Source organism: Sphingomonas sp. M6A6_1c (assembly GCF_053345135.1).
In genome coordinates this window covers 202,846-219,827 of record NZ_JBKEZO010000005.1, presented here as the reverse complement: position 1 = coordinate 219,827, position 16,982 = coordinate 202,846, and the positions used below count along the sequence as shown (strand labels likewise).

The 16,982-nt window shown below is 68.6% G+C and carries 17 protein-coding genes and 1 tRNA gene; 4 read left to right on the top strand and 14 right to left on the bottom strand.

Annotated features, from left to right (window positions below):
* Positions 1 to 159: 159 nt before the first annotated feature.
* Positions 160 to 250: transfer RNA gene (locus ACLBWH_RS12165), tRNA-Ser, on the bottom strand.
* An 86-nt stretch (positions 251 to 336) separates the two neighbouring features.
* Between ACLBWH_RS12165 and ACLBWH_RS12160 the strand changes: the two genes are divergently transcribed.
* Positions 337 to 1,188 carry a peptidylprolyl isomerase gene (locus ACLBWH_RS12160; RefSeq protein WP_447799115.1) on the top strand — a complete coding sequence of 284 codons (852 nt, stop codon included), beginning with the start codon at positions 337 to 339 and terminating at the stop codon, positions 1,186 to 1,188.
* Between the two features lie 4 nt (positions 1,189 to 1,192).
* Here the strand turns inward: ACLBWH_RS12160 and ACLBWH_RS12155 are convergent, their stop codons facing one another.
* The 7 genes from ACLBWH_RS12155 to ACLBWH_RS12125 all read right to left on the bottom strand — a co-directional run bounded on the left by ACLBWH_RS12155 (position 1,193) and on the right by ACLBWH_RS12125 (position 10,672).
* Entirely contained in the window at positions 1,193 to 1,780 is a 588-nt protein-coding gene (locus ACLBWH_RS12155; RefSeq protein ID WP_447799113.1) for an ABC-type transport auxiliary lipoprotein family protein, read from the bottom strand.
* 4 nt (positions 1,781 to 1,784) lie between these two features.
* Entirely contained in the window at positions 1,785 to 2,747 is a 963-nt protein-coding gene (locus ACLBWH_RS12150; RefSeq protein ID WP_447799111.1) for an MlaD family protein, read from the bottom strand.
* On the bottom strand, positions 2,747 to 3,652 hold the full coding sequence (locus tag ACLBWH_RS12145) for an ABC transporter ATP-binding protein (RefSeq protein WP_322849896.1): 906 nt from the start codon (positions 3,650 to 3,652) through the stop codon (positions 2,747 to 2,749). Before ACLBWH_RS12145 ends, ACLBWH_RS12150 begins: the two co-directional genes overlap by 1 nt.
* On the bottom strand, positions 3,652 to 4,752 hold the full coding sequence (locus ACLBWH_RS12140) for an ABC transporter permease (protein WP_322849897.1): 1,101 nt from the start codon (positions 4,750 to 4,752) through the stop codon (positions 3,652 to 3,654). The genes ACLBWH_RS12145 and ACLBWH_RS12140 overlap by 1 nt, the downstream gene beginning before the upstream one ends.
* 82 nt (positions 4,753 to 4,834) lie before the next feature.
* On the bottom strand, positions 4,835 to 6,100 hold the full coding sequence (locus tag ACLBWH_RS12135; protein ID WP_447799109.1) for a DUF445 domain-containing protein: 1,266 nt from the start codon (positions 6,098 to 6,100) through the stop codon (positions 4,835 to 4,837).
* 152 nt (positions 6,101 to 6,252) lie between these two features.
* Positions 6,253 to 9,483 carry an efflux RND transporter permease subunit gene (locus tag ACLBWH_RS12130; RefSeq protein ID WP_447799107.1) on the bottom strand — a complete coding sequence of 1,077 codons (3,231 nt, stop codon included), beginning with the start codon at positions 9,481 to 9,483 and terminating at the stop codon, positions 6,253 to 6,255.
* 1 nt (position 9,484) lies between these two features.
* Positions 9,485 to 10,672: an efflux RND transporter periplasmic adaptor subunit gene (locus ACLBWH_RS12125; RefSeq protein ID WP_322849900.1), complete on the bottom strand. Its 1,188-nt coding sequence runs from the start codon at positions 10,670 to 10,672 to the stop codon at positions 9,485 to 9,487.
* Between the two features lie 241 nt (positions 10,673 to 10,913).
* Between ACLBWH_RS12125 and ACLBWH_RS12120 the strand changes: the two genes are divergently transcribed.
* Complete coding sequence (locus tag ACLBWH_RS12120; RefSeq protein WP_447799105.1) at positions 10,914 to 11,609, top strand: SIMPL domain-containing protein; 696 nt, start codon at positions 10,914 to 10,916, stop codon at positions 11,607 to 11,609.
* A gap of 62 nt (positions 11,610 to 11,671) precedes the next feature.
* Here ACLBWH_RS12120 and ACLBWH_RS12115 read toward each other — a convergent pair whose 3' ends face one another.
* The 3 genes from ACLBWH_RS12115 to ACLBWH_RS12105 all read right to left on the bottom strand — a co-directional run bounded on the left by ACLBWH_RS12115 (position 11,672) and on the right by ACLBWH_RS12105 (position 12,684).
* Positions 11,672 to 11,929, bottom strand: coding sequence for a GlsB/YeaQ/YmgE family stress response membrane protein (locus ACLBWH_RS12115; RefSeq protein ID WP_038665458.1), 258 nt, complete (start codon positions 11,927 to 11,929; stop codon positions 11,672 to 11,674).
* A 107-nt stretch (positions 11,930 to 12,036) separates the two neighbouring features.
* Positions 12,037 to 12,336, bottom strand: a complete 300-nt coding sequence (gene sciP / locus ACLBWH_RS12110; RefSeq protein WP_037531838.1) for a CtrA inhibitor SciP — start codon at positions 12,334 to 12,336, stop codon at positions 12,037 to 12,039.
* 102 nt (positions 12,337 to 12,438) lie between these two features.
* On the bottom strand, positions 12,439 to 12,684 hold the full coding sequence (locus ACLBWH_RS12105) for a hypothetical protein (RefSeq protein WP_038665457.1): 246 nt from the start codon (positions 12,682 to 12,684) through the stop codon (positions 12,439 to 12,441).
* Between the two features lie 155 nt (positions 12,685 to 12,839).
* Between ACLBWH_RS12105 and mnmA the strand changes: the two genes are divergently transcribed.
* Together mnmA and ACLBWH_RS12095 are read left to right on the top strand one after the other, a co-directional pair.
* On the top strand, positions 12,840 to 13,958 hold the full coding sequence (gene mnmA / locus ACLBWH_RS12100; protein ID WP_447799102.1) for a tRNA 2-thiouridine(34) synthase MnmA: 1,119 nt from the start codon (positions 12,840 to 12,842) through the stop codon (positions 13,956 to 13,958).
* On the top strand, positions 13,955 to 14,209 hold the full coding sequence (locus ACLBWH_RS12095; RefSeq protein WP_447799100.1) for a UvrB/UvrC motif-containing protein: 255 nt from the start codon (positions 13,955 to 13,957) through the stop codon (positions 14,207 to 14,209). Before mnmA ends, ACLBWH_RS12095 begins: the two co-directional genes overlap by 4 nt.
* Positions 14,210 to 14,531: 322 nt before the next feature.
* Here ACLBWH_RS12095 and ACLBWH_RS12090 read toward each other — a convergent pair whose 3' ends face one another.
* The 3 genes from ACLBWH_RS12090 to pdxH are packed head-to-tail and all read right to left on the bottom strand — an operon-like array spanning position 14,532 to position 16,848.
* A complete protein-coding gene (locus ACLBWH_RS12090) occupies positions 14,532 to 15,329 on the bottom strand; it encodes a PhzF family phenazine biosynthesis protein (protein WP_447799098.1) in 798 nt (265 codons plus the stop codon).
* Entirely contained in the window at positions 15,326 to 16,273 is a 948-nt protein-coding gene (locus ACLBWH_RS12085; protein ID WP_447799096.1) for a cation diffusion facilitator family transporter, read from the bottom strand. The genes ACLBWH_RS12090 and ACLBWH_RS12085 overlap by 4 nt, the downstream gene beginning before the upstream one ends.
* Positions 16,270 to 16,848: a pyridoxamine 5'-phosphate oxidase gene (gene pdxH, locus ACLBWH_RS12080; protein WP_447799094.1), complete on the bottom strand. Its 579-nt coding sequence runs from the start codon at positions 16,846 to 16,848 to the stop codon at positions 16,270 to 16,272. Before pdxH ends, ACLBWH_RS12085 begins: the two co-directional genes overlap by 4 nt.
* Positions 16,849 to 16,982 lie beyond the last annotated feature (134 nt).

Below are 16,982 nucleotides of genomic sequence, written 5' to 3'. Positions count from 1 at the left end.
CTCCATACCATGGACTTTCGAGGTCCGTACCATGCGGTATGCCATGCCGGGTGCCGAACGCGACCGAACAGCAGCGCACAACCGCAGCATCAAAATGCGCGGTTTTCTGCGGGTTACAAGTCCCGAGTGAACGGGAAAGAACGGTAAAATATGGTATGTTGGCGGAGCGGGAGGGATTCGAACCCTCGATACGCTTTTGACGTATACTCACTTTCCAGGCGAGCGCCTTCGACCACTCGGCCACCGCTCCGCATGTCCTGGAAAGGCGCGCGTAGCCGGTCCGCATCCGGGCTGCAAGTGATTGCGTGATCGGCGGGCCTGGGCCAGTCTCGCGGCATGCTCAGCCTGCTCCTTCTCGCCGCCGCGCCACCGCTCCAGGCCGCGCCCGCCGCCACCCCCGCCGACCCGGTCGAGGCCGATTGGCGGGCGGTGCCCGACGACGAACTGCTGGTGATGACGCTCGCCACGGGCAAGCAGGTCGTCATCCGCCTCGCGCCGGCCTTCGCCCCGGCGCACGTCGCCAACATCCGCGCGCTCGCCCGGGCGCGCTGGTGGGACGATGCCAGCGTCTACCGCGTGCAGGAGAATTGGGTGGCGCAATGGGGCGACGCCACCGAGAAGAAGCCGCTGCCCGCGGGCATCACCGATCATCCCGCCGCAGAATTCGAGGTCGCCGCCTTCCAGCCCGCGGTGCGGATGACCAAGGCGGACAGCTATTCCACCGCGAGCGGCATCACCGCCGAGGGCTGGCCGGTCGCCACCAACGGGCGGCAGGCGTGGCTGACGCATTGCTACGGCATGGTCGGCGTCGCGCGCGACGCGCTCCCGAGCACCGGATCGGGAGCGGAATTGTTCACGCCGATCGGCCAGTCGGCGCGGCGGCTCGATCGCAATTACACCGTCGTCGGGCGGATCGTCGAGGGGATGGGCTATCTATCGGGCCTGCCGCGCAGCGAGGCGGCGATGGGCGTCTATGCGACCGCGGCGGAGCGGCTGCCGATCGTCTCGGTACGGCTGGCGAGCGACATGGCCGCGGGCGACCGGCCGCACTTCCAATATCGCAGCGCCGACAATCCGCGGTTCGCCGCGGCGGTGGCCAAGCGCGAGACCCCCGACGCGCCCACGGTGGGCCTGGGCGGCGCGGCGGTGTGCGACGTGCTGCCGGCGGTCCGGCGCACGCCGCGCTAGCCGATCAGCTCGCCGCGACCCAGGTGGCGACCTCGACCGCGACCTGGTTGGCCGCCTGGCTGATCGCCGGGCCGGCGGTCGCCGCATCGATCGCGGTCACCGGCACACGCGCCTCGAAGCGGCGCTTCTCGACCGTCTCCTTGCCGGCGCGGACCAGCGAGGCGTCATAGGTCACCACCGCCTCGCGCGTCGTCGCGTCGAGGCCGAAGCGGCGCAATTCGCCGGCGAGCGTCGCGCTTGGGTCGCCGATCGACTGGACAGTCGAGAGCACCACCATGTTGCTGCGCGCCGACACCGTGTCGGACAACAGCCGCGCGAACAATCGGGCGGGCGGCTCGGCCCAGAGCGCGTCCTTGACGTAGGCGATCGTCGTCGGCGTCGCCTGCACCGGCACGCGGCCGCCGGCGATCGCGGTCGGCGTCGCGGGCACCTGGATGGTAATCGAGCGCGTCTTCGCCGAATTCTGATCGGCACCGACCGCGGGCGCGGAGGTTGCGTCGAGGGTCAGCAGCGAGGGCGGCGGCTTGGCGCCGAAGCTGATGCAACCGGCGAGCGGCAGCGCCGCGGCGAGGAGGAGAAGCTTGGTCTTCATGATCTCACTTGCCCTTGTAATCGGGGAGCTTCTGCTGGCCGATCAGCGAGCTGGCGCCGCCCTGATCGACCTTGTCGGCGATCGACGACAGCGCCGTCGCGGTGACGCGCAGGTCGCGGACCAGCCGGTTCGCCTCCGGTATCGTCTGTTTCGAGAAGGTCTGGAGGCCGGGGCGCGCGTCCTGGATCGCCGAGTTGAGCGTTTCGGCGCTCTGCTGCGCCGATGCGATCGCCTTGTTGAGGTTCTGCATCGTCGGCTTGACGTCCTGGGCGATCAGGCCGTTGGTCGTTTCGGCGAGCTTGCCGATCTGCTGCGAGGCATCGCCCGCCTGCTGGATCGCGATGCGCGTCTGCGCCAGCGTCGCGGCGATCTCCGGCCCGCGATCGGCGAGCGCGCCCGACAGGCGATTGGTGTTGTCGAGGATGCCGGCGATCGACGCCTGGTTACGATCGGTGAGCAGCCCGGTCAGCCGCTCGGTCAGCGTCGACAAACGCTCGAGCAGCTGCGGTGCCGAATTGAGGATCGCGCCGATGCCGCCCTGCTTGGTCGGGATGACCGGCACGCCATAGGGGCATTGCGTCGCATCGGGATGGTCGGGGCAGACGATCGGCGGCGCACCCTTGCGCGCGCCGTCGAGCGCGACCGTGCTGGTGCCGGTGAAGCTGCCCTGGATCGTCGCGGTGGTGCCGAGCAGGATCGGCGTTTCCTCGTTGACGGTAACGCGGACGCGGACGAACTGCGGATCGGGCTTCCACAGCGCGATCGTCTTGACCTGACCGGTGGGAACGCCGGAATAGGTCACCGTCGACCCCTTCGCCAGACCGTCGACCGACTGTTTGAAGAAGATGTCGTATTCGCGTTCGGTGGCACCGCCGAGCCGGGCGATCCAGATCGTGAAGATCGCGAGCGCGGCGAGCAAGATCAGCACCACCGCGCCGACGATCACATGGTTGGAACGGGTTTCCATCAGTCGGTCCCTACAGGGGGTCGGGCCGGTTCGGCCGGTTCGGTGGCGGCGGCCGGACTTGCCGCGATCTGCTGCGTCTTCACTTCGGTCGGATGCTGCGACGCCTCCGCCTGCGCTTCCTGCGTCGCGATCGCGGCGCGGCCGCGCGGACCCTTGAAATATTCCTCGATCCACGGGTGATCGAGCGCGAGCAATTCGTCGATCGTGCCGACCGCGATCACCTTCTTGTCGGCAAGCACCGCGACGCGGTCGCAGATCGCATACAGCGTGTCGAGATCGTGGGTGATCAGGAAGACGGTGAGCCCCAGCGTCTTCTGCAACGATTTAGTCAGGCCGTCGAACGCCGCCGCGCCGATCGGGTCGAGCCCCGCAGTGGGCTCGTCGAGGAACAGCAATTCGGGGTCGAGCGCGAGCGCGCGGGCGAGGCCGGCGCGCTTCTTCATGCCGCCCGACAGTTCGGCGGGATATTTGGGGCCGGCGTCGGGCGACAGGCCGGTCATCACCACCTTATAGGCGGCGATCTCCGCCATCAGCGCCGGGTTGAGGTCATTGTAGAACTCGCGCAGCGGCACCTGCACGTTCTCGGCGACGGTTAGCGTCGAGAACAGGGCGCCGCCTTGGAACAGCACGCCCCAGCGCTTGCGGATGTCGGTCGCCTCGGTCTCTTCGCGGCCGATCGTCGGTTCGCCGAAGACGGTGATGTCGCCTTCGACGGGGGTCTGCAGGCCGATAATCGAGCGCATCAGCACCGACTTGCCGGTACCCGAGCCGCCGACGACGCCGAGGATCTCGCCGCGGCGTACGTCGAGATCGAGATCGTCGTGGACGACCGAATCGCCGAACGCATTCTTGAGGCCGCGCACCTGGATGATCGGTGCGTCGTCCTGCGGCTCGCGCTGCGCCATCAATTCCACCCCACCCAGGTGAAGAACACCGCGAAGAAGGCGTCGAGCACGATGACGAGGAAGATCGCCTGCACCACCGCCGACGTGGTGCGCAGGCCGACCTGTTCGGCGTCCGATTCGACCAGCATGCCCTGGAAGCAGCCGGCGATGGCGATGATCGCACCGAATACCGGCGCCTTGATCAGGCCGATATAGAGGTCGGTGATCGGCACGACCTCGCGGATGCGCTGGATGAAGGTGACCGGCGGGATGTCGAGCGACACCCAGGCGAGCAGGCCGCCGCCGATGATCGCGATCAGCGACGAATAGAAGCCGAGCAGCGGCATCAGCAGCACCGCCGCGATCGTCCGCGGCAGCACCAGCGCCTCCATCGGCGAGACGCCGATCGTGCGCATCGCGTCGATCTCCTCGGTCAGCTTCATCGTGCCGAGCTGCGCGGCGAAGGCCGAGCCGGAGCGGCCGGCGACCATGATCGCGGTCATGAGCACACCGAGTTCACGCAACGTGAGCCGGCCGACCAGATTGATGGTGAATACTTCTGCCCCGAATTGGCGGAGCTGGACCGCGCCCTGCTGGGCGATGACGATGCCGATCAGGAAGCTCATCAGCCCGACGATGGCGAGCGCCTGAACGCCGACCACCTCGAACCGGTGCACCGTCGCGTTGAAGCGGAAGCGGCTGGGGTGGCGCACGACGTTGACGAAGGCGATCGTCGTCGCGCCCATGAAGCCGAGCAGCCCGTACAGCGTGCGCAGCGTGATGATGACCGCATCGCCGATCTCGCCGAGCATCTTGCTGAACGCGTTGCGCGCATGTGGCGGCAGCGCGACCGGCCGGTCGGCGGCGACCACCGAATCGAGCAGATAGCGGCCGTCCTCGTCGAGCCCCTCGATCGCCGCCTCGTGGCGGGTCGCGAGGCGATGGACGACCCAGGCGCCGACGGTGTCGATCCGGCCGATGCCGCTGAGGTCGATCCGCTCGACCGGGCCGCTGATCGCGTCAAGCCGGTCGGGCAGCGTGCCGAGCGTCCGCAACAGCAGATCACCGGAAAAGCGAAGGGTTCCGCCGCTGTCCTGCTCGAATTCGGCTGTGGCGCTCATCGCCTGTGCTTGTGCGGCAAGTTCCGATCCACGGCAAGGCGTTTATCATACGAGACGGTTGGGTTGGCCGGACAGCGCGGGTTCACAACAGCACGTCGACGGCGTGGATGGCGAGGCCGACCAGCCCGCCGACCAGCGTGCCATTGATGCGGATATATTGCAGGTCGCGGCCGACCGCATTCTCCAGCCGGCTGGTGATCGTATCGGCATCCCAGCCGCGCACCGTCTCCGACACCAAACGGACGATGCCGTCGCCGTAATCCGCGGCGATGCCGACCACCGCGCGGCGGACGAAGCGGTTGATCGTATGCGACAGTCGCGGGTCCTGCGTCAGCGTCTGGCCGAGCTGGCGCAGCATGTCGCCCAATTGCCCCTGCATCGCGCCTTCGGGGTCGCGCGCGACCCGCAACAGCCCGGCGCGTGCGGATTCCCACAGGCCGTCGAGCCAGCGCTGCATCGCCGGATTGGCGATCAGCTCGACCTTCATCGCCTCGACCCGCGCGCGGGTGGCGGGGTCGAATTGCAGGTCCCAGGCGAGCCGGTCGAGCCCTTCCTCCGCCTTGAGGCGCAACGGATGCTGCGGATCGTCGGCCATGTCGGCGACCAGTTTGTCGAGCCCGGCGATGAGCTTGTCCGCCACCGTCTCGTCGAGCCCGGTCCAGCGCAGGATCGAGCCGGCGCGGTCGTGGACCATCTGGCGAACGAGATGCTCGTTAGCGGCGAGCGCCTTCGCCCCCCAGCGGATCGCGCCGTCGAGCAGCGGCGCATGGCGCTGTTCGGCGAGCGCGGCGTGCATCACCCGGCCGAGGATCGGCGCGACCTCGGTCTCGCGGAGGCGGGCGGCGATGCCGGCCTTGACCATGCCGCCGAGCCGCTGCGGATCGAGCCCGTCGAGCACCTGCGCGACGAGTTTCGACGCGCCCTGGCGGAAGCGGCCGCCTGCCCCCTCGGGCGGATCGGTGAGCCAGCGCGCGATCGCGGTGGCGACGTCGACGCGGCGCATGCGCCGGCCGATCACCGCGGGCTGGAGGAAATTGGTGCGCAGGAACGCGGCGAGCGTGTCGCCGATGCGATCCTTGTTGCGCGGGATGATCGCGGTGTGCGGGATCGGCAGGCCGAGCGGGTGGCGGAACAGGGCGGTGACCGCGAACCAGTCGGCAAGCCCGCCGACCATCGCCGCCTCGCCGAACGCCTGCACGAAGCCCCAGCCGGGGTGCGTCGCGGCGAGCTGGCGGCTGACGAGGAACAGCGCCGCCATCGCGACGAGCAGCCCGACGGCGATACGCCGCATCCGGACCAGCGCGGGCGGTGCCGCCTCGGTGGTGCTGGCGCGGGGGAAGGATGTCATGCGCGAAACAATCCCCGAGCGCGGGGGAAGTTCAAGTGGATTGGCTGATTGGGCTGGGCGATGGGGTGCGGGCGGTGCGCGGCTTGCGCCGATCGTCATCCCGGCGAACACCCGGGATGACGATCAGATGGCGCGTGCGCGCCGCCGCCCCATCACTCCGCCGGCTGGGCGCCCGGGTCGTCGCGGCCGATGCGGCCGGGGACGGGGGCGATGCTCGGCTGGTCGGGGCCGGCGATGCCGACGACCGTGCTGCCGTCGTCGCCGGGGCGGTAGGTGAGCAGGCGGCTGCCGAGGCGGGGGCCGATGTAGCGTTCGATGCCGACCGCGAGGCTGAAGGCCGCCGGCACGATCACCAGCGTCAGCAGCGTCGAGAGGAGCAGGCCGCCGATCACGACGATGCCCATCGGCGCCCGCCACGACCCGTCGCTGCCGATCGAGGCGGCGGTCGGCACCATGCCCGCGACCATCGCCACCGTCGTCATCACGATCGGCTGCGCGCGCTTGTGCCCGGCGTCGATGATCGCGGTGAGCGTGTCGACGCCCTTGTTGATCTCCTCCAGCGCGAAGTCGATCAGCAGGATCGAATTCTTGGCGACGATGCCGAGCAGCATCAGCAGGCCGATGAACACCGGCAGCGACAGCGGATTGCCCGTCGCCCACAGCGCGATCAGCCCGCCCAAGGGCGCGAGCAGCAGCGAGGCCATGTTGACGAACGGCGGCAGCGCGCGGCGGTAGAGCAGCACCAGCACCGCGAAGACGAGGAAGGTGCCGGCGATCACCGCGACGACGAAGTTGTTGAGCATCTCCGCCTGCCATTTGGCCTGGCCGAGCGTCAGCTTGTTCACGCCCAGCGGCAGGTTCTTCATGATCGGCAGATTGTCGATCTGCTTCTGCGCGACGCCCGAGACGATGTTGGGGGCAAGATCGGCGCCGACGGCGATGCGGCGCTGCTGGTTGACGCGATCGATCTGCGTCGGCCCCGAGCCCAGGCTGATGTCGGCGATCAGCGACAGCGGCACCGAGCCGCCGGTCGCGGTGGAGACGGGCAGATTCTGGATCGTCGACAATTCGGTACGCGCGCCCTGATCGAGCGCGACGCGGATCGGCACCTGCCGGTCCGACAGCGAGAAGCGCGCCGAATTCTGGTCGATGTCGCCGAGCGTCGCGATGCGGATCGCGCTGGACAGCGCCTGCGTCGTCACGCCGAGATTGGCGGCGAGGTCGAAGCGCGGCTTGATGACGATCTCGGGCCGCTGGAGATTGCCCGAGATGCGCGGCTGGGTGAGCGTCGGCAGCGTCGCCATCTGGTCGACCAGCGTGTTCGCGGTCTTCTGGAGCAGGACGGGGTCGTCGCCGCCGAGCACGACGGTCATGTCGCGACCCGACGAGCCCCAGCCGAATTGCGAGCGGAAGCCGACGCGGGCATCGGCGATCTTGGCGAGTTCGGGCGCGAGGTTGCGCTCGAATTCGGTGCTGGTGACGGTGCGGTCTTCCTTGAGCGTCGCGGTGACGCGGCCGGTGTTGACCGCGCCGTTCGAGCCGGTGCGGGTATAGACCGAGGCGACCTCGGGCTGGCGCCGCAGCAGCTCGCCGACGCGGGTGACGACCTCGTCGGTCTGGGCGAGCGTCGCGCCCGGCACCATCTCGATCGTCGCGGTCGAATTGTCGCTATTCTCGGCGGGCGAGAATTGCATCGGGACCGCGCCGAACATCAGGATCGTCGCGACGAAGGTGAGGAAACCGAAGCCCATCACCCACATGCGATGATCACGCCAGCGGCTGGTGAAGCGGTGGACTCCGCCGCGCGCCGCGCTCGCCTTTTGCCGGCTGCTGTCGAGCGTCCAGCGCAGCACCGCCATATAGACGTCCATCAGCCTGCCCTCGCCATGGCTGGCGTGACCGAAGCTCTTGAGGAAATACGCGGCGATCATCGGCGTGATGAGGCGCGCGACGGCGAGGCTCATCAGCACCGAGACGACGACGGTGAGGCCGAAATTCTGGAAATACTGGCCCGAGATGCCGGGCATCAGGCTGACCGGCATGAACACCGCGACGATCGACATGGTGGTGGCGAGCACCGCGAGGCCGATCTCGTCGGCGGCGTCGATCGATGCCTGATAGGCGGATTTGCCCATCCGCATGTGTCGGACGATGTTCTCGATCTCGACGATCGCATCGTCGACGAGCACGCCGGCGACGAGGCTGAGGCCAAGCAACGTCATCTGGTTGAGGTTGAAGCCGAGCAGCTCCATGAACCAGAAGGTCGGGATCGCCGACAGCGGGATCGCCAGCGCCGAGATCATCGTCGCGCGCCAGTCGCGCAGGAACAGCAGCACGACGAGCACCGCGAGCACCGCGCCCTCGATCATCGCGTGGATCGCGGATTCATACTGCGCCTCGGTATATTTGACGCTGTTCGACCGCAGGATGAAATGGACGTTGGGGTTGCGCTTCTCGAGGTCGGCGAGCTTCTTGACCGCTTCGTTGAAGACGGTGACGTCGGAGGCGCCCTTGGCGCGCTGGAAGTCGAAGCTGATCGCCTGGCGGCCGTCGACCGCGGCGCGGCTGCGCTGTTCGGCGTAGAGATCGCGGACGGTGGCGATGTCGCCCAGGCGGATGGTGCGGCCGTTGCCGACGTTGATCTGCGTCTGCGCGAGGTCGTTTGCGTTGCGGGCGTTGCCGAGCACACGGACCGATTGCTCCGACCCGGCGATCTCGGCGCGGCCGCCGGCGGCGTTTAGGTTGATCTGGCGCAGCTGCGCGTTGACCTGGCTGGCGGTGAGGCCCTGGCTTTGCAGGCGCAGCGGATCGAGGATGACGCGGATCTCGCGGCTGACGCCGCCGTTGCGGTTGACCGCGGCCATGCCGGGCACCGACAGCAATTCCTTGGTCACCGTATTGTCGATGTACCAGCTCAATTGCTCGACGGTCATGTCGCTGGCGATCGCCGAATAACTGGCGAGGTCGTTGTCGGTGGTGTCGGCGCGGAATATCTGCGGTTCGAGGATGCCCTCGGGCAGGTTGCTGCGGATCTGCGCGATCTTGTCGCGGGTGTCGTTGACCGCGCGGTCGATCGGCGTGCCGATCGCGAGCTGGACGACGGTGGTCGACTGGCCCTCGGTGACGGTCGAGGTGATCTCGTCGATACCCTGGAGCGAGCGGACCGCGGATTCGACGCGGTTGGTGACCTGATTCTCCAGCTCGGTCGGCGCGGCGCCGGGCTGGCTGATCACGACGATGACGACCGGGAAGTCGATGTCGGGATCGTTGTTGACGTCCATCCGCATGAAGCTGACGATCCCCGCCAGCGTCAATGCGATGAACAGCACGATCGGCGGAACCGGGTTACGGATCGCCCAGGCGGAGATGTTGCGGAAGCTCATCTTAGCTTGCCCCTGACTGCGACTTGGCGATCACCGGTTTGACCTTCTGGCCGGGTGCCAGGAACCCGCCCGCCGAGCGGACGACGCGTTCGGTGCCGTCGAGGCCCGAGACCACCGTCACGCCGGCATCGGAGACCTGGCCGATCTTGATGTTGCGACGTTCGACCTTGTCGTCCTTGCCGACGATATAGACGAAGCTGCCCTTGTCGTCGCTCTGCAAGGCGGCATCGGGAAGCAAGGGCGCGACCGCGGCGCCGCCGACGATCGTCGTCGAGGCGAAGCCGCCCGGGCGCAGCGCGGGATCGTAGCGCAATGCGATGCGGGCGATGCCCTGGCGCGTGGTCGAATCGATGATCGGCGAGACCTGCCACACTTCGCCGGCGAAGGTCCGGTCGCTGCCGACCGGCGTCACCTGCGCGCGCGCGCCGGGGCGCAGGCTGGCGAGATCGGCCTCGGCGAGCTGCGCGCGCATCTCGATCTGGCCGCCCTGCGCCATGCGGAACAGCACGCCGCTGCCCGAGCTGACGATCTGGCCGGGCTCGACGCCGCGGGTGAGGACGAGGCCAGCTTCGGGCGCGCGGATGTCGAGCCGGCCGTTGCGGGCGTTGGCCTCGCGCAGGCTGGCGGCGGCGACCTGGACGCGCGCGGCGGCGGCGTCGCGGGTGGCGGCCTTGCGCTGCAGATCGGCCTTGGAGATGAAGCCGCGGTCGACGAGCTGCTGCGCACGGTCCAGCTCGGCCTGTGCGATCGTCTGGTCGGAGCGCGCGACCGCGACCTGCGCGGCGAGCGACGCGGCGGTCTGCGTCTGCACCGAGCGATCGACCGTGGCGAGCACCTGTCCGGCGTTGACCCACTGGCCGGGCTCGACGAGGACGCGGTTGATCATCCCGCCCTCGCCGGCGACGCCGACCGGCATCTCGCGCCGCGCCGCCAGCGTGCCGGTGGCGGTGAGCGTGCGGTCGACCGTCTTGCGGCCGGGGACAACGACGGTGACCGTCGGCATCTGTTCGGTCTTCTGGCCGGCGGCGGGGTCGGCCTTCTTGCGGCCGAACATCGCCCAGGTGACGATCGCGAGCAGCAGCACGATGACGGCGACGACGACGATCTTGCGGCCGCGGCCCGACGGTGCGGGCTCACCCGGCAGAGCCAGCCGCTCCTCGTGACCGATCGAACCCTGATAGTCGTTCATGCCTGTCCCATCCCCGTGCCGGCCACTGCTTGGCCATCGTCCGTCGCGACTGTGTTATCTGAATATAGCACCGCGCTCAACCCCCGCCGACGCGATGGCGCTGCCATGCCCGAAATGCACAGTGTCCGCAACAAGATCGCCCGTTCAGCTAGGGTTGACCTCGATCAGGGCAAATGCTCGGCCTGGCCATCACCAGCACGGGAGAGACTAAGTGAAATATCTGTCAGCAATGGCGCTAATGATGATCCCGACGGCCGCCTTGGCGCAGAGCGCCGCGACCAGCGTCGAGCCGTTGGTGCCGGCGCAGGGGACGATCCTGGACGTCAGCGCGGAGGGTCGCACGACGCGGGTGCCCGATCTGGCGACGATCCGCGCCGGCGTGGTGTCGCAGGCGCCGACCGCTGCCGCCGCGCTCGCCGACAATGCGCAGCGGATGCAGCGCGTGCTCGCGGCGCTGAAGCGCGCCGGCATCGCGCCGCGCGACCTCGCCACGTCGAACGTCGGGCTGAGCCCGCAATATCGCTATACCGACGGCCAGCCGCCGGCGATCACCGGCTATCAGGCGACCAACACGGTCAGCGTCCGCTTCCGCGACGTGACCAAGGCGGGCAGCGTGCTCGATGCCCTGGTGGCGCAGGGGGCGAACCAGATCGACGGCCCCAATCTGTCGATCGACAAGCCCGAGGCGGCGCTGGACGAGGCGCGGACCGATGCGGTGAAGCGGGCGCGGGCGCGCGCCGATCTGTATGCGGCGGCGGCGGGGATGAAGGTGGCGCGGGTGATCTCGATCGCCGAGGCGGGGCAGGATGCCGGCGGGCCGGGGCCGCAGCCGATGTTCATGGCGCGCGCGATGAAGGCGGATGCCGCATCGACCGAGATTGCGCCGGGCGAGAAGGACGTCACCGTCACCCTGTCGGTGCGCTTCCTGCTGCAATGACGCGAAAAGGACCGCCCGGTCGCCCGGACGGCCCTTTCGTTTCGCGTGACGAAGCGAACGTCTTAGCGGACGCTACCGCGACGCACGAGGTTCACGATCGCAAGCAGGATCACCGCACCGAGCAGCGACACCAGGAACGAGGTGATGTTGAGCGGCTGGTTGTTGATCGAACCACCCGACAGGATCAGGCCACCGATGAACGCGCCGACGATGCCGACGACGATGTTCAAAAAGATGCCCTGCTGCGCGTCAGTGCGCATGATGATGCTGGCGAGCCAGCCGATGACACCGCCGATGATAAGCCAAAGAATGATACCCATAGGTCCCTCCGTTGTGCCCGCCGTGGGCTCCGCTCGGAAAGACTCTCAACCCCGTAATAATGTTCCGCACGCGTTTCGTTTTTCGGGTGCCAGGGGTGCCGGATCGCTCAATATTTCTGCTGGCGTTCGTACAGCGATTTATAGTGCTGGATGCGGGTGACGCGCAGTCCGGGCATGCCGGAGCGGTCAATCGCGCGCTGCCAGCTGGCGAATTCCTCGACCGTCAGACCGTAGCGCGCGCAGACTTCGTCGACGGTCAGCAGACCGCCGTTGACCGCCGCGACCACTTCCGCCTTGCGTCGCACCACCCAGCGCGTCGTCGACGGCGGCGGCAGCGAATCCAGCGTGAGCGACTCGCCGAGCGGGCCTATCACTTTGGCAGGACGGATTTTCTGGTTCTCGATCATCACTCAACCTCGATCGGGGCTGGGGGCCCCCTCTCAAACGCGATACTGAACCCTAGCGAACGGTCTTGAAGATCGCCTTGCACGCCAAGGTTAACGGCGGATTCATTCTTCTGGACGCGGAATTCCGTCCCTCCATTGGGCGAGCAGCGCCGCGGTCGGACCGTTGAAGGCGCCGTCGAGCGGCTGCAGCAGGCGCGAGGGATGACCGATCCGGCCGAACCGCGCCTGTGCGACGGCGGTCGGCGATGCCGTCTGCCGTGCGGCGATCCCGACCATGAGCACCGCCAGATCGCCGGGAAGCTTGGTGACTTCCGTATTTCTGTCGAAGCCTGGAAAGCTGAGGTCCAACGCTGATCCACTCGTATTGCCTGTTCGAACCTCCCTTGTAGCGGCGAGCAATGAAGGCGGGGTAAAGCCGCCGTCACTTTCGTGTGAACCTATGTGAACCCATGTTAACCGTAGCTGGTTTTGCGGTTCGCCGCGGGAACGGGTATGATGCCGGCATGGACGATGTGGATTTCCAGCTCGGCGAAGCGCTTACCGGCAAAAGAATCGTCGTGGCGATGTCCGGCGGGGTCGACAGTTCGGTGGTCGCGGCGCTGGCGGCGCAGACCGGCGCCGAAACGATCGGCGTGACGCTGCAATTGTACGACCATGGCGAGGCGACCGGACGCGCGGGCAGCTGCTGCGCCGGGCGCGACATCCGCGATGCGCGGGCGGTGTGCGACCGGCTCGGCATCGCGCATTACGTGTTCGATCACGAGACGCGGTTCCGCGAGACGGTGGTCGACACCTTCGCCGACGCCTATCTCGCCGGGCAGACGCCGATCCCCTGCGTCCAGTGCAACACCGGGCCGAAGTTCACCGACCTGCTGAGCCTGTCGCGCGACCTCGGCGCGGATTGTCTGGCGACCGGCCATTACGTCCGCCGCGTGCTCGGGCCGGCGGGGGCGGAATTGCATCGCGGCGCCGATCCGGCGCGCGACCAGAGCTATTTCCTGTTCGCGACGACGCAGGCGCAGCTCGACTATCTGCGCTTTCCGCTCGGTGCGCTGCCCAAGGCGCGGGTGCGCGAGATCGCCGCCGAACTCGGCCTCGGCGTCGCCGCCAAGCCCGACAGCCAGGACATCTGCTTCGTCCCCGACGGCGATTATGCCGGGCTGGTGCGCAAGCTGCGCCCCGAGGCGGATACCGCGGGCGATATCGTCGATCTCGCCGGGCGGCGGCTGGGCAGCCATCGCGGCATCATCCACTTCACCGTCGGCCAGCGCCGCGGGCTGGAGATCGGCGGCACGCCCGAGCCGCTGTACGTGGTGCGCGTCGATGCCGCGACGCGGCAGGTCGTGGTGGGGCCGCGCGCGGCGCTTGCGGTGGCGGCGGCGCAGGTGACCGGCCTCAACTGGATCGGCGGCGATCATGCCGGTCCGATCACCGCCAAGGTCCGCTCGATGGCCAAGCCGGTGCCGGCGCGGCTCGACGGCGACCGGCTGCGCTTCGCCGCGCCCGAATATGGCGTCGCGCCGGGTCAGGCGGCCGTTCTCTACGCGGGCGAGCGGGTGCTCGGCGGCGGCTGGATCGCGGCGACCGAAGCCGCGCTGGCGACCGAGGCGGTCGCGGCGTGACCGTCTCGATCGAGGCGCTGCGGCTGGAGATGGAAGCGGCCGCGGCGGCGCTCGATTTCGAGACGGCGGGGCGGCTGCGCGACCGGATCAGCCTGCTCCGCAGCGGCGGCGAGGATGTCGATCCGGCCGGGCTGGAGCGGCAGCGGCCGGGTGCGATGGGGCTCGGAACGAGCCAGTCGCGCGTCATCCCGCCCGAGGGCTGGGTGAAGCCGGTGAAGCCCGATCCGATGACCAAGCGGCGGGGGCGGTAGCGCGGAGGAGGCGTTGAGGCAGCGATCCCTCGCCTCATGCGCGCGCGCCCTCCCCGATCGTCATCCCGGCGGACGCCGGGACCCATGGTTGCGGGCGGCCGGCGAGGGACACCACCATCCGCGACATCGTGTCCATGGGTCCCGGCGTTCGCCGGGATGACGACTGGGGGTAGCGGCCGGAGGGGTGGCAGCGGGCACCAGCGGCACCCCCATTTCCGTCATCCCCGCGCAGGTGGGGATCCATAAACGCTGACGTCGCGGCTCGATCGAAGAGCCGCGCGTCTGGATCCCCGCCTTCGCGGGGATGACACTTCGGGGGGACTTACGGCAGCAGGAACGTGCCCTCGATCACCGTGACGCAGGCGCCGCCGAGCACGACGCGGTCGCCCTCCAGCCGGCAGGACAAGAACCCGCCGCGCGCGCTGGCCTGATACGCACTGAACCGGTCGGTACCGAGCTTCTCCGCCCAATAGGGCACGATCACCGCATGCGCCGAGCCGGTCACCGGGTCCTCGTTCACCCCGCCGCCGGGGGCGAACATCCGCGTGACGATCGCCGCGGTATCGCCGCGTGCGGTGACGATCGCCTGATTGTTGCCGATCGCGGCGAGCGCGCGCAGGTCGGGGCGGACGGCACGGACCGCGGCTTCCGACCCGAGCACGATCACGCCGTAACCACCCTCGCGCCACAGCGTCTCGACGACATCGGTGACGCCCAGGGCCGCAACGATCTCGGGGAGCGGCTTGGCTTCGGGCTTCCACGCCGGCAGCGCCAGCGCATATCCCGTGCCTTCCCGCATGACGGTCAGCACCCCCGCCCAGCGCGTGCGGAAGCGGACCTGCATCGCGTCGCCGTCCGACGACAGCACGAAATGGCCGCTCGCCAGCGTGCCGTGGCCGCACAGTCGCACCTCGTGATCGGGGGTGAACCAGCGCAGCTCGAAATCGGCCTCGCCGCTCGCGTCGGGGATGAGGAAGGCGGTTTCCGACAGGTTGTTCTCCGCCGCGATCGCCTGCAGCACGTCGTCGGCAAGCCAGGCGGACAGCGGCATCACCGCCGCCGGATTGCCGCCGAACGGCGCGTCGGCGAAGGCGTCGATCTGCGCGAAGGGGATCCTCACAGGCGTTTGCCGAACCAATGCGGCGTGACGTCGGCCTCGACCAGCGGATTGTCGGTGTCGACATGGCCCTCGGGATCGAGGTGGATCAGCACCTCGACCTTGGGGAAGGTGCGGCGCAGATTGCGCTCGACCGATTCGACGATGTCGTGCGCCGCACCGACGGTGAGGTCGCGGTCGACCTCCATGTGGAATTGCGCGAAATCGTGGCTGCCCGAGCGGCGGGTACGGAAGTCGTGGATGCCCTTGAGGCCGGGCTGGCGCGCGGCGACGTCGAGGAAGGCGGCGCGCTCGTCGTCGGGCCATTCCTTGTCCATCAACTGGTCGATCGCGTTCGACGACGCCTGGAACGCGCCCCACGCCAGCCACAAAGCGATGACGATGCCGAGGATCGGATCGGCCTTGTGCCAGCCGAAATATTGATCGAGCACCAACGCGATGATCACCGAGCCGTTGAGCAGCACGTCGGACTGATAATGGACGTTGTCCGCCATGATCGCGACCGAGCCGGTCTGGCGGATGATCTGACGCTGGTACCAGAGCAGGACGATCGTCGCGCCGATCGCGACGATCGACACGCCGATGCCGAACTCCGCATCCGCGGTCGGGCCATTCTCCGACAAAGCGGCGATCGCGCGCCAGGCGATGCCCGCCGCCGAGGCGGTGATCAGCGCGACCTGGAACAGCGCGGCGAGCGCTTCCGCCTTGCCGTGGCCGAAGCGATGGTCGTGATCCGCCGGCGTCGCGGCGAGGCGGACGCCATACAAAGTGACGAGGCTGGCGAGCAGGTCGAGCGCGGTGTCGGCAAGGCTGCCGAGCATCGCCACCGAGCCGGTATGCCAGGCGGCGAAGCCCTTGAGCGCGAGCAGGAAGCACGCCATCGCCACGCTGGCGAGCGCAGCGCGCGTCGCCAGCGGCAGGAGCCGGCGCTGTTCGTCACGGGTCATGGGAACAGCAATCCTTCGTTCCAGCCATCGCCGGCGCGGGTGAACAACCGGCGTTCGTGCAGGCGGTGGGCGCGATCCTGCCAGAATTCGATCGCCTGCGGCGTGACGCGATAGCCGCCCCAATGCGGCGGGCGCGGCACGTCGCGGCCTTCGAATTGCGCCTTGGCGGCGTCGACCCGCGCCTCGAACGTCTCGCGCGAGTCGAGCGGGCGCGATTGGTCGGAGGCCCAGGCGCCGAGCTGCGAATCGCGGCCGCGGCTGGCGAAATAGGCGTCGGATTCGGCGTCGCTGGCGAGGCTCACCGGCCCCTCGATGCGGATCTGGCGGCGCAGCGACTTCCAGTGGAACAGCAATGCCGCCTTGGGGACCGCGGCGAGATCGGCGGCCTTTCGCCCTTCGCGGTTGGTGTAGAAGACGAATCCGTCGGGGCCGTGCCCCTTGAGCAGCACCATGCGCACCGACGGCTGCCCCGCCGCATCGACGGTGGCCAGCGCCATCGCATTGGAATCGTTGATCTCGCTCTCGCGTGCCTCGGCATACCAGGACTCGAACAGCGCAAAGGGGTCGTCAGCCATGCGCGGCCCTTAGCGCATGTTGGCGCGGCGGGAAATGCAGCCATCAATTCCTCCCCCGCCAGGGGGAGGTGGCACCGCGTAGCGGTGACGGAGCGGTGACGGAGGGGGAGGATAGGGTGGAAGCCTTGTTACGA

Bases quoted from the DNA above. Each gene is read 5' to 3' on its own strand.
- ACLBWH_RS12135 (WP_447799109.1), bottom strand. From the start codon at position 6,100: ATGACATCCTTCCCCCGCGCCAGCACCACCGAGGCGGCACCGCCCGCG.
- pdxH (WP_447799094.1), bottom strand. From the start codon at position 16,848: ATGGCTGACGACCCCTTTGCGCTGTTCGAGTCCTGGTATGCCGAGGCA.
- ACLBWH_RS12130 (WP_447799107.1), bottom strand. From the start codon at position 9,483: ATGAGCTTCCGCAACATCTCCGCCTGGGCGATCCGTAACCCGGTTCCG.
- mnmA (WP_447799102.1), top strand. From the start codon at position 12,840: ATGGACGATGTGGATTTCCAGCTCGGCGAAGCGCTTACCGGCAAAAGA.
- ACLBWH_RS12150 (WP_447799111.1), bottom strand. From the start codon at position 2,747: ATGGAAACCCGTTCCAACCATGTGATCGTCGGCGCGGTGGTGCTGATC.
- ACLBWH_RS12125 (WP_322849900.1), bottom strand. From the start codon at position 10,672: ATGAACGACTATCAGGGTTCGATCGGTCACGAGGAGCGGCTGGCTCTG.
- ACLBWH_RS12145 (WP_322849896.1), bottom strand. From the start codon at position 3,652: ATGGCGCAGCGCGAGCCGCAGGACGACGCACCGATCATCCAGGTGCGC.
- ACLBWH_RS12115 (WP_038665458.1), bottom strand. From the start codon at position 11,929: ATGGGTATCATTCTTTGGCTTATCATCGGCGGTGTCATCGGCTGGCTC.
- sciP (WP_037531838.1), bottom strand. From the start codon at position 12,336: ATGATCGAGAACCAGAAAATCCGTCCTGCCAAAGTGATAGGCCCGCTC.
- ACLBWH_RS12160 (WP_447799115.1), top strand. From the start codon at position 337: ATGCTCAGCCTGCTCCTTCTCGCCGCCGCGCCACCGCTCCAGGCCGCG.
- ACLBWH_RS12140 (WP_322849897.1), bottom strand. From the start codon at position 4,752: ATGAGCGCCACAGCCGAATTCGAGCAGGACAGCGGCGGAACCCTTCGC.
- ACLBWH_RS12155 (WP_447799113.1), bottom strand. From the start codon at position 1,780: ATGAAGACCAAGCTTCTCCTCCTCGCCGCGGCGCTGCCGCTCGCCGGT.
- ACLBWH_RS12085 (WP_447799096.1), bottom strand. From the start codon at position 16,273: ATGACCCGTGACGAACAGCGCCGGCTCCTGCCGCTGGCGACGCGCGCT.
- ACLBWH_RS12120 (WP_447799105.1), top strand. From the start codon at position 10,914: ATGATCCCGACGGCCGCCTTGGCGCAGAGCGCCGCGACCAGCGTCGAG.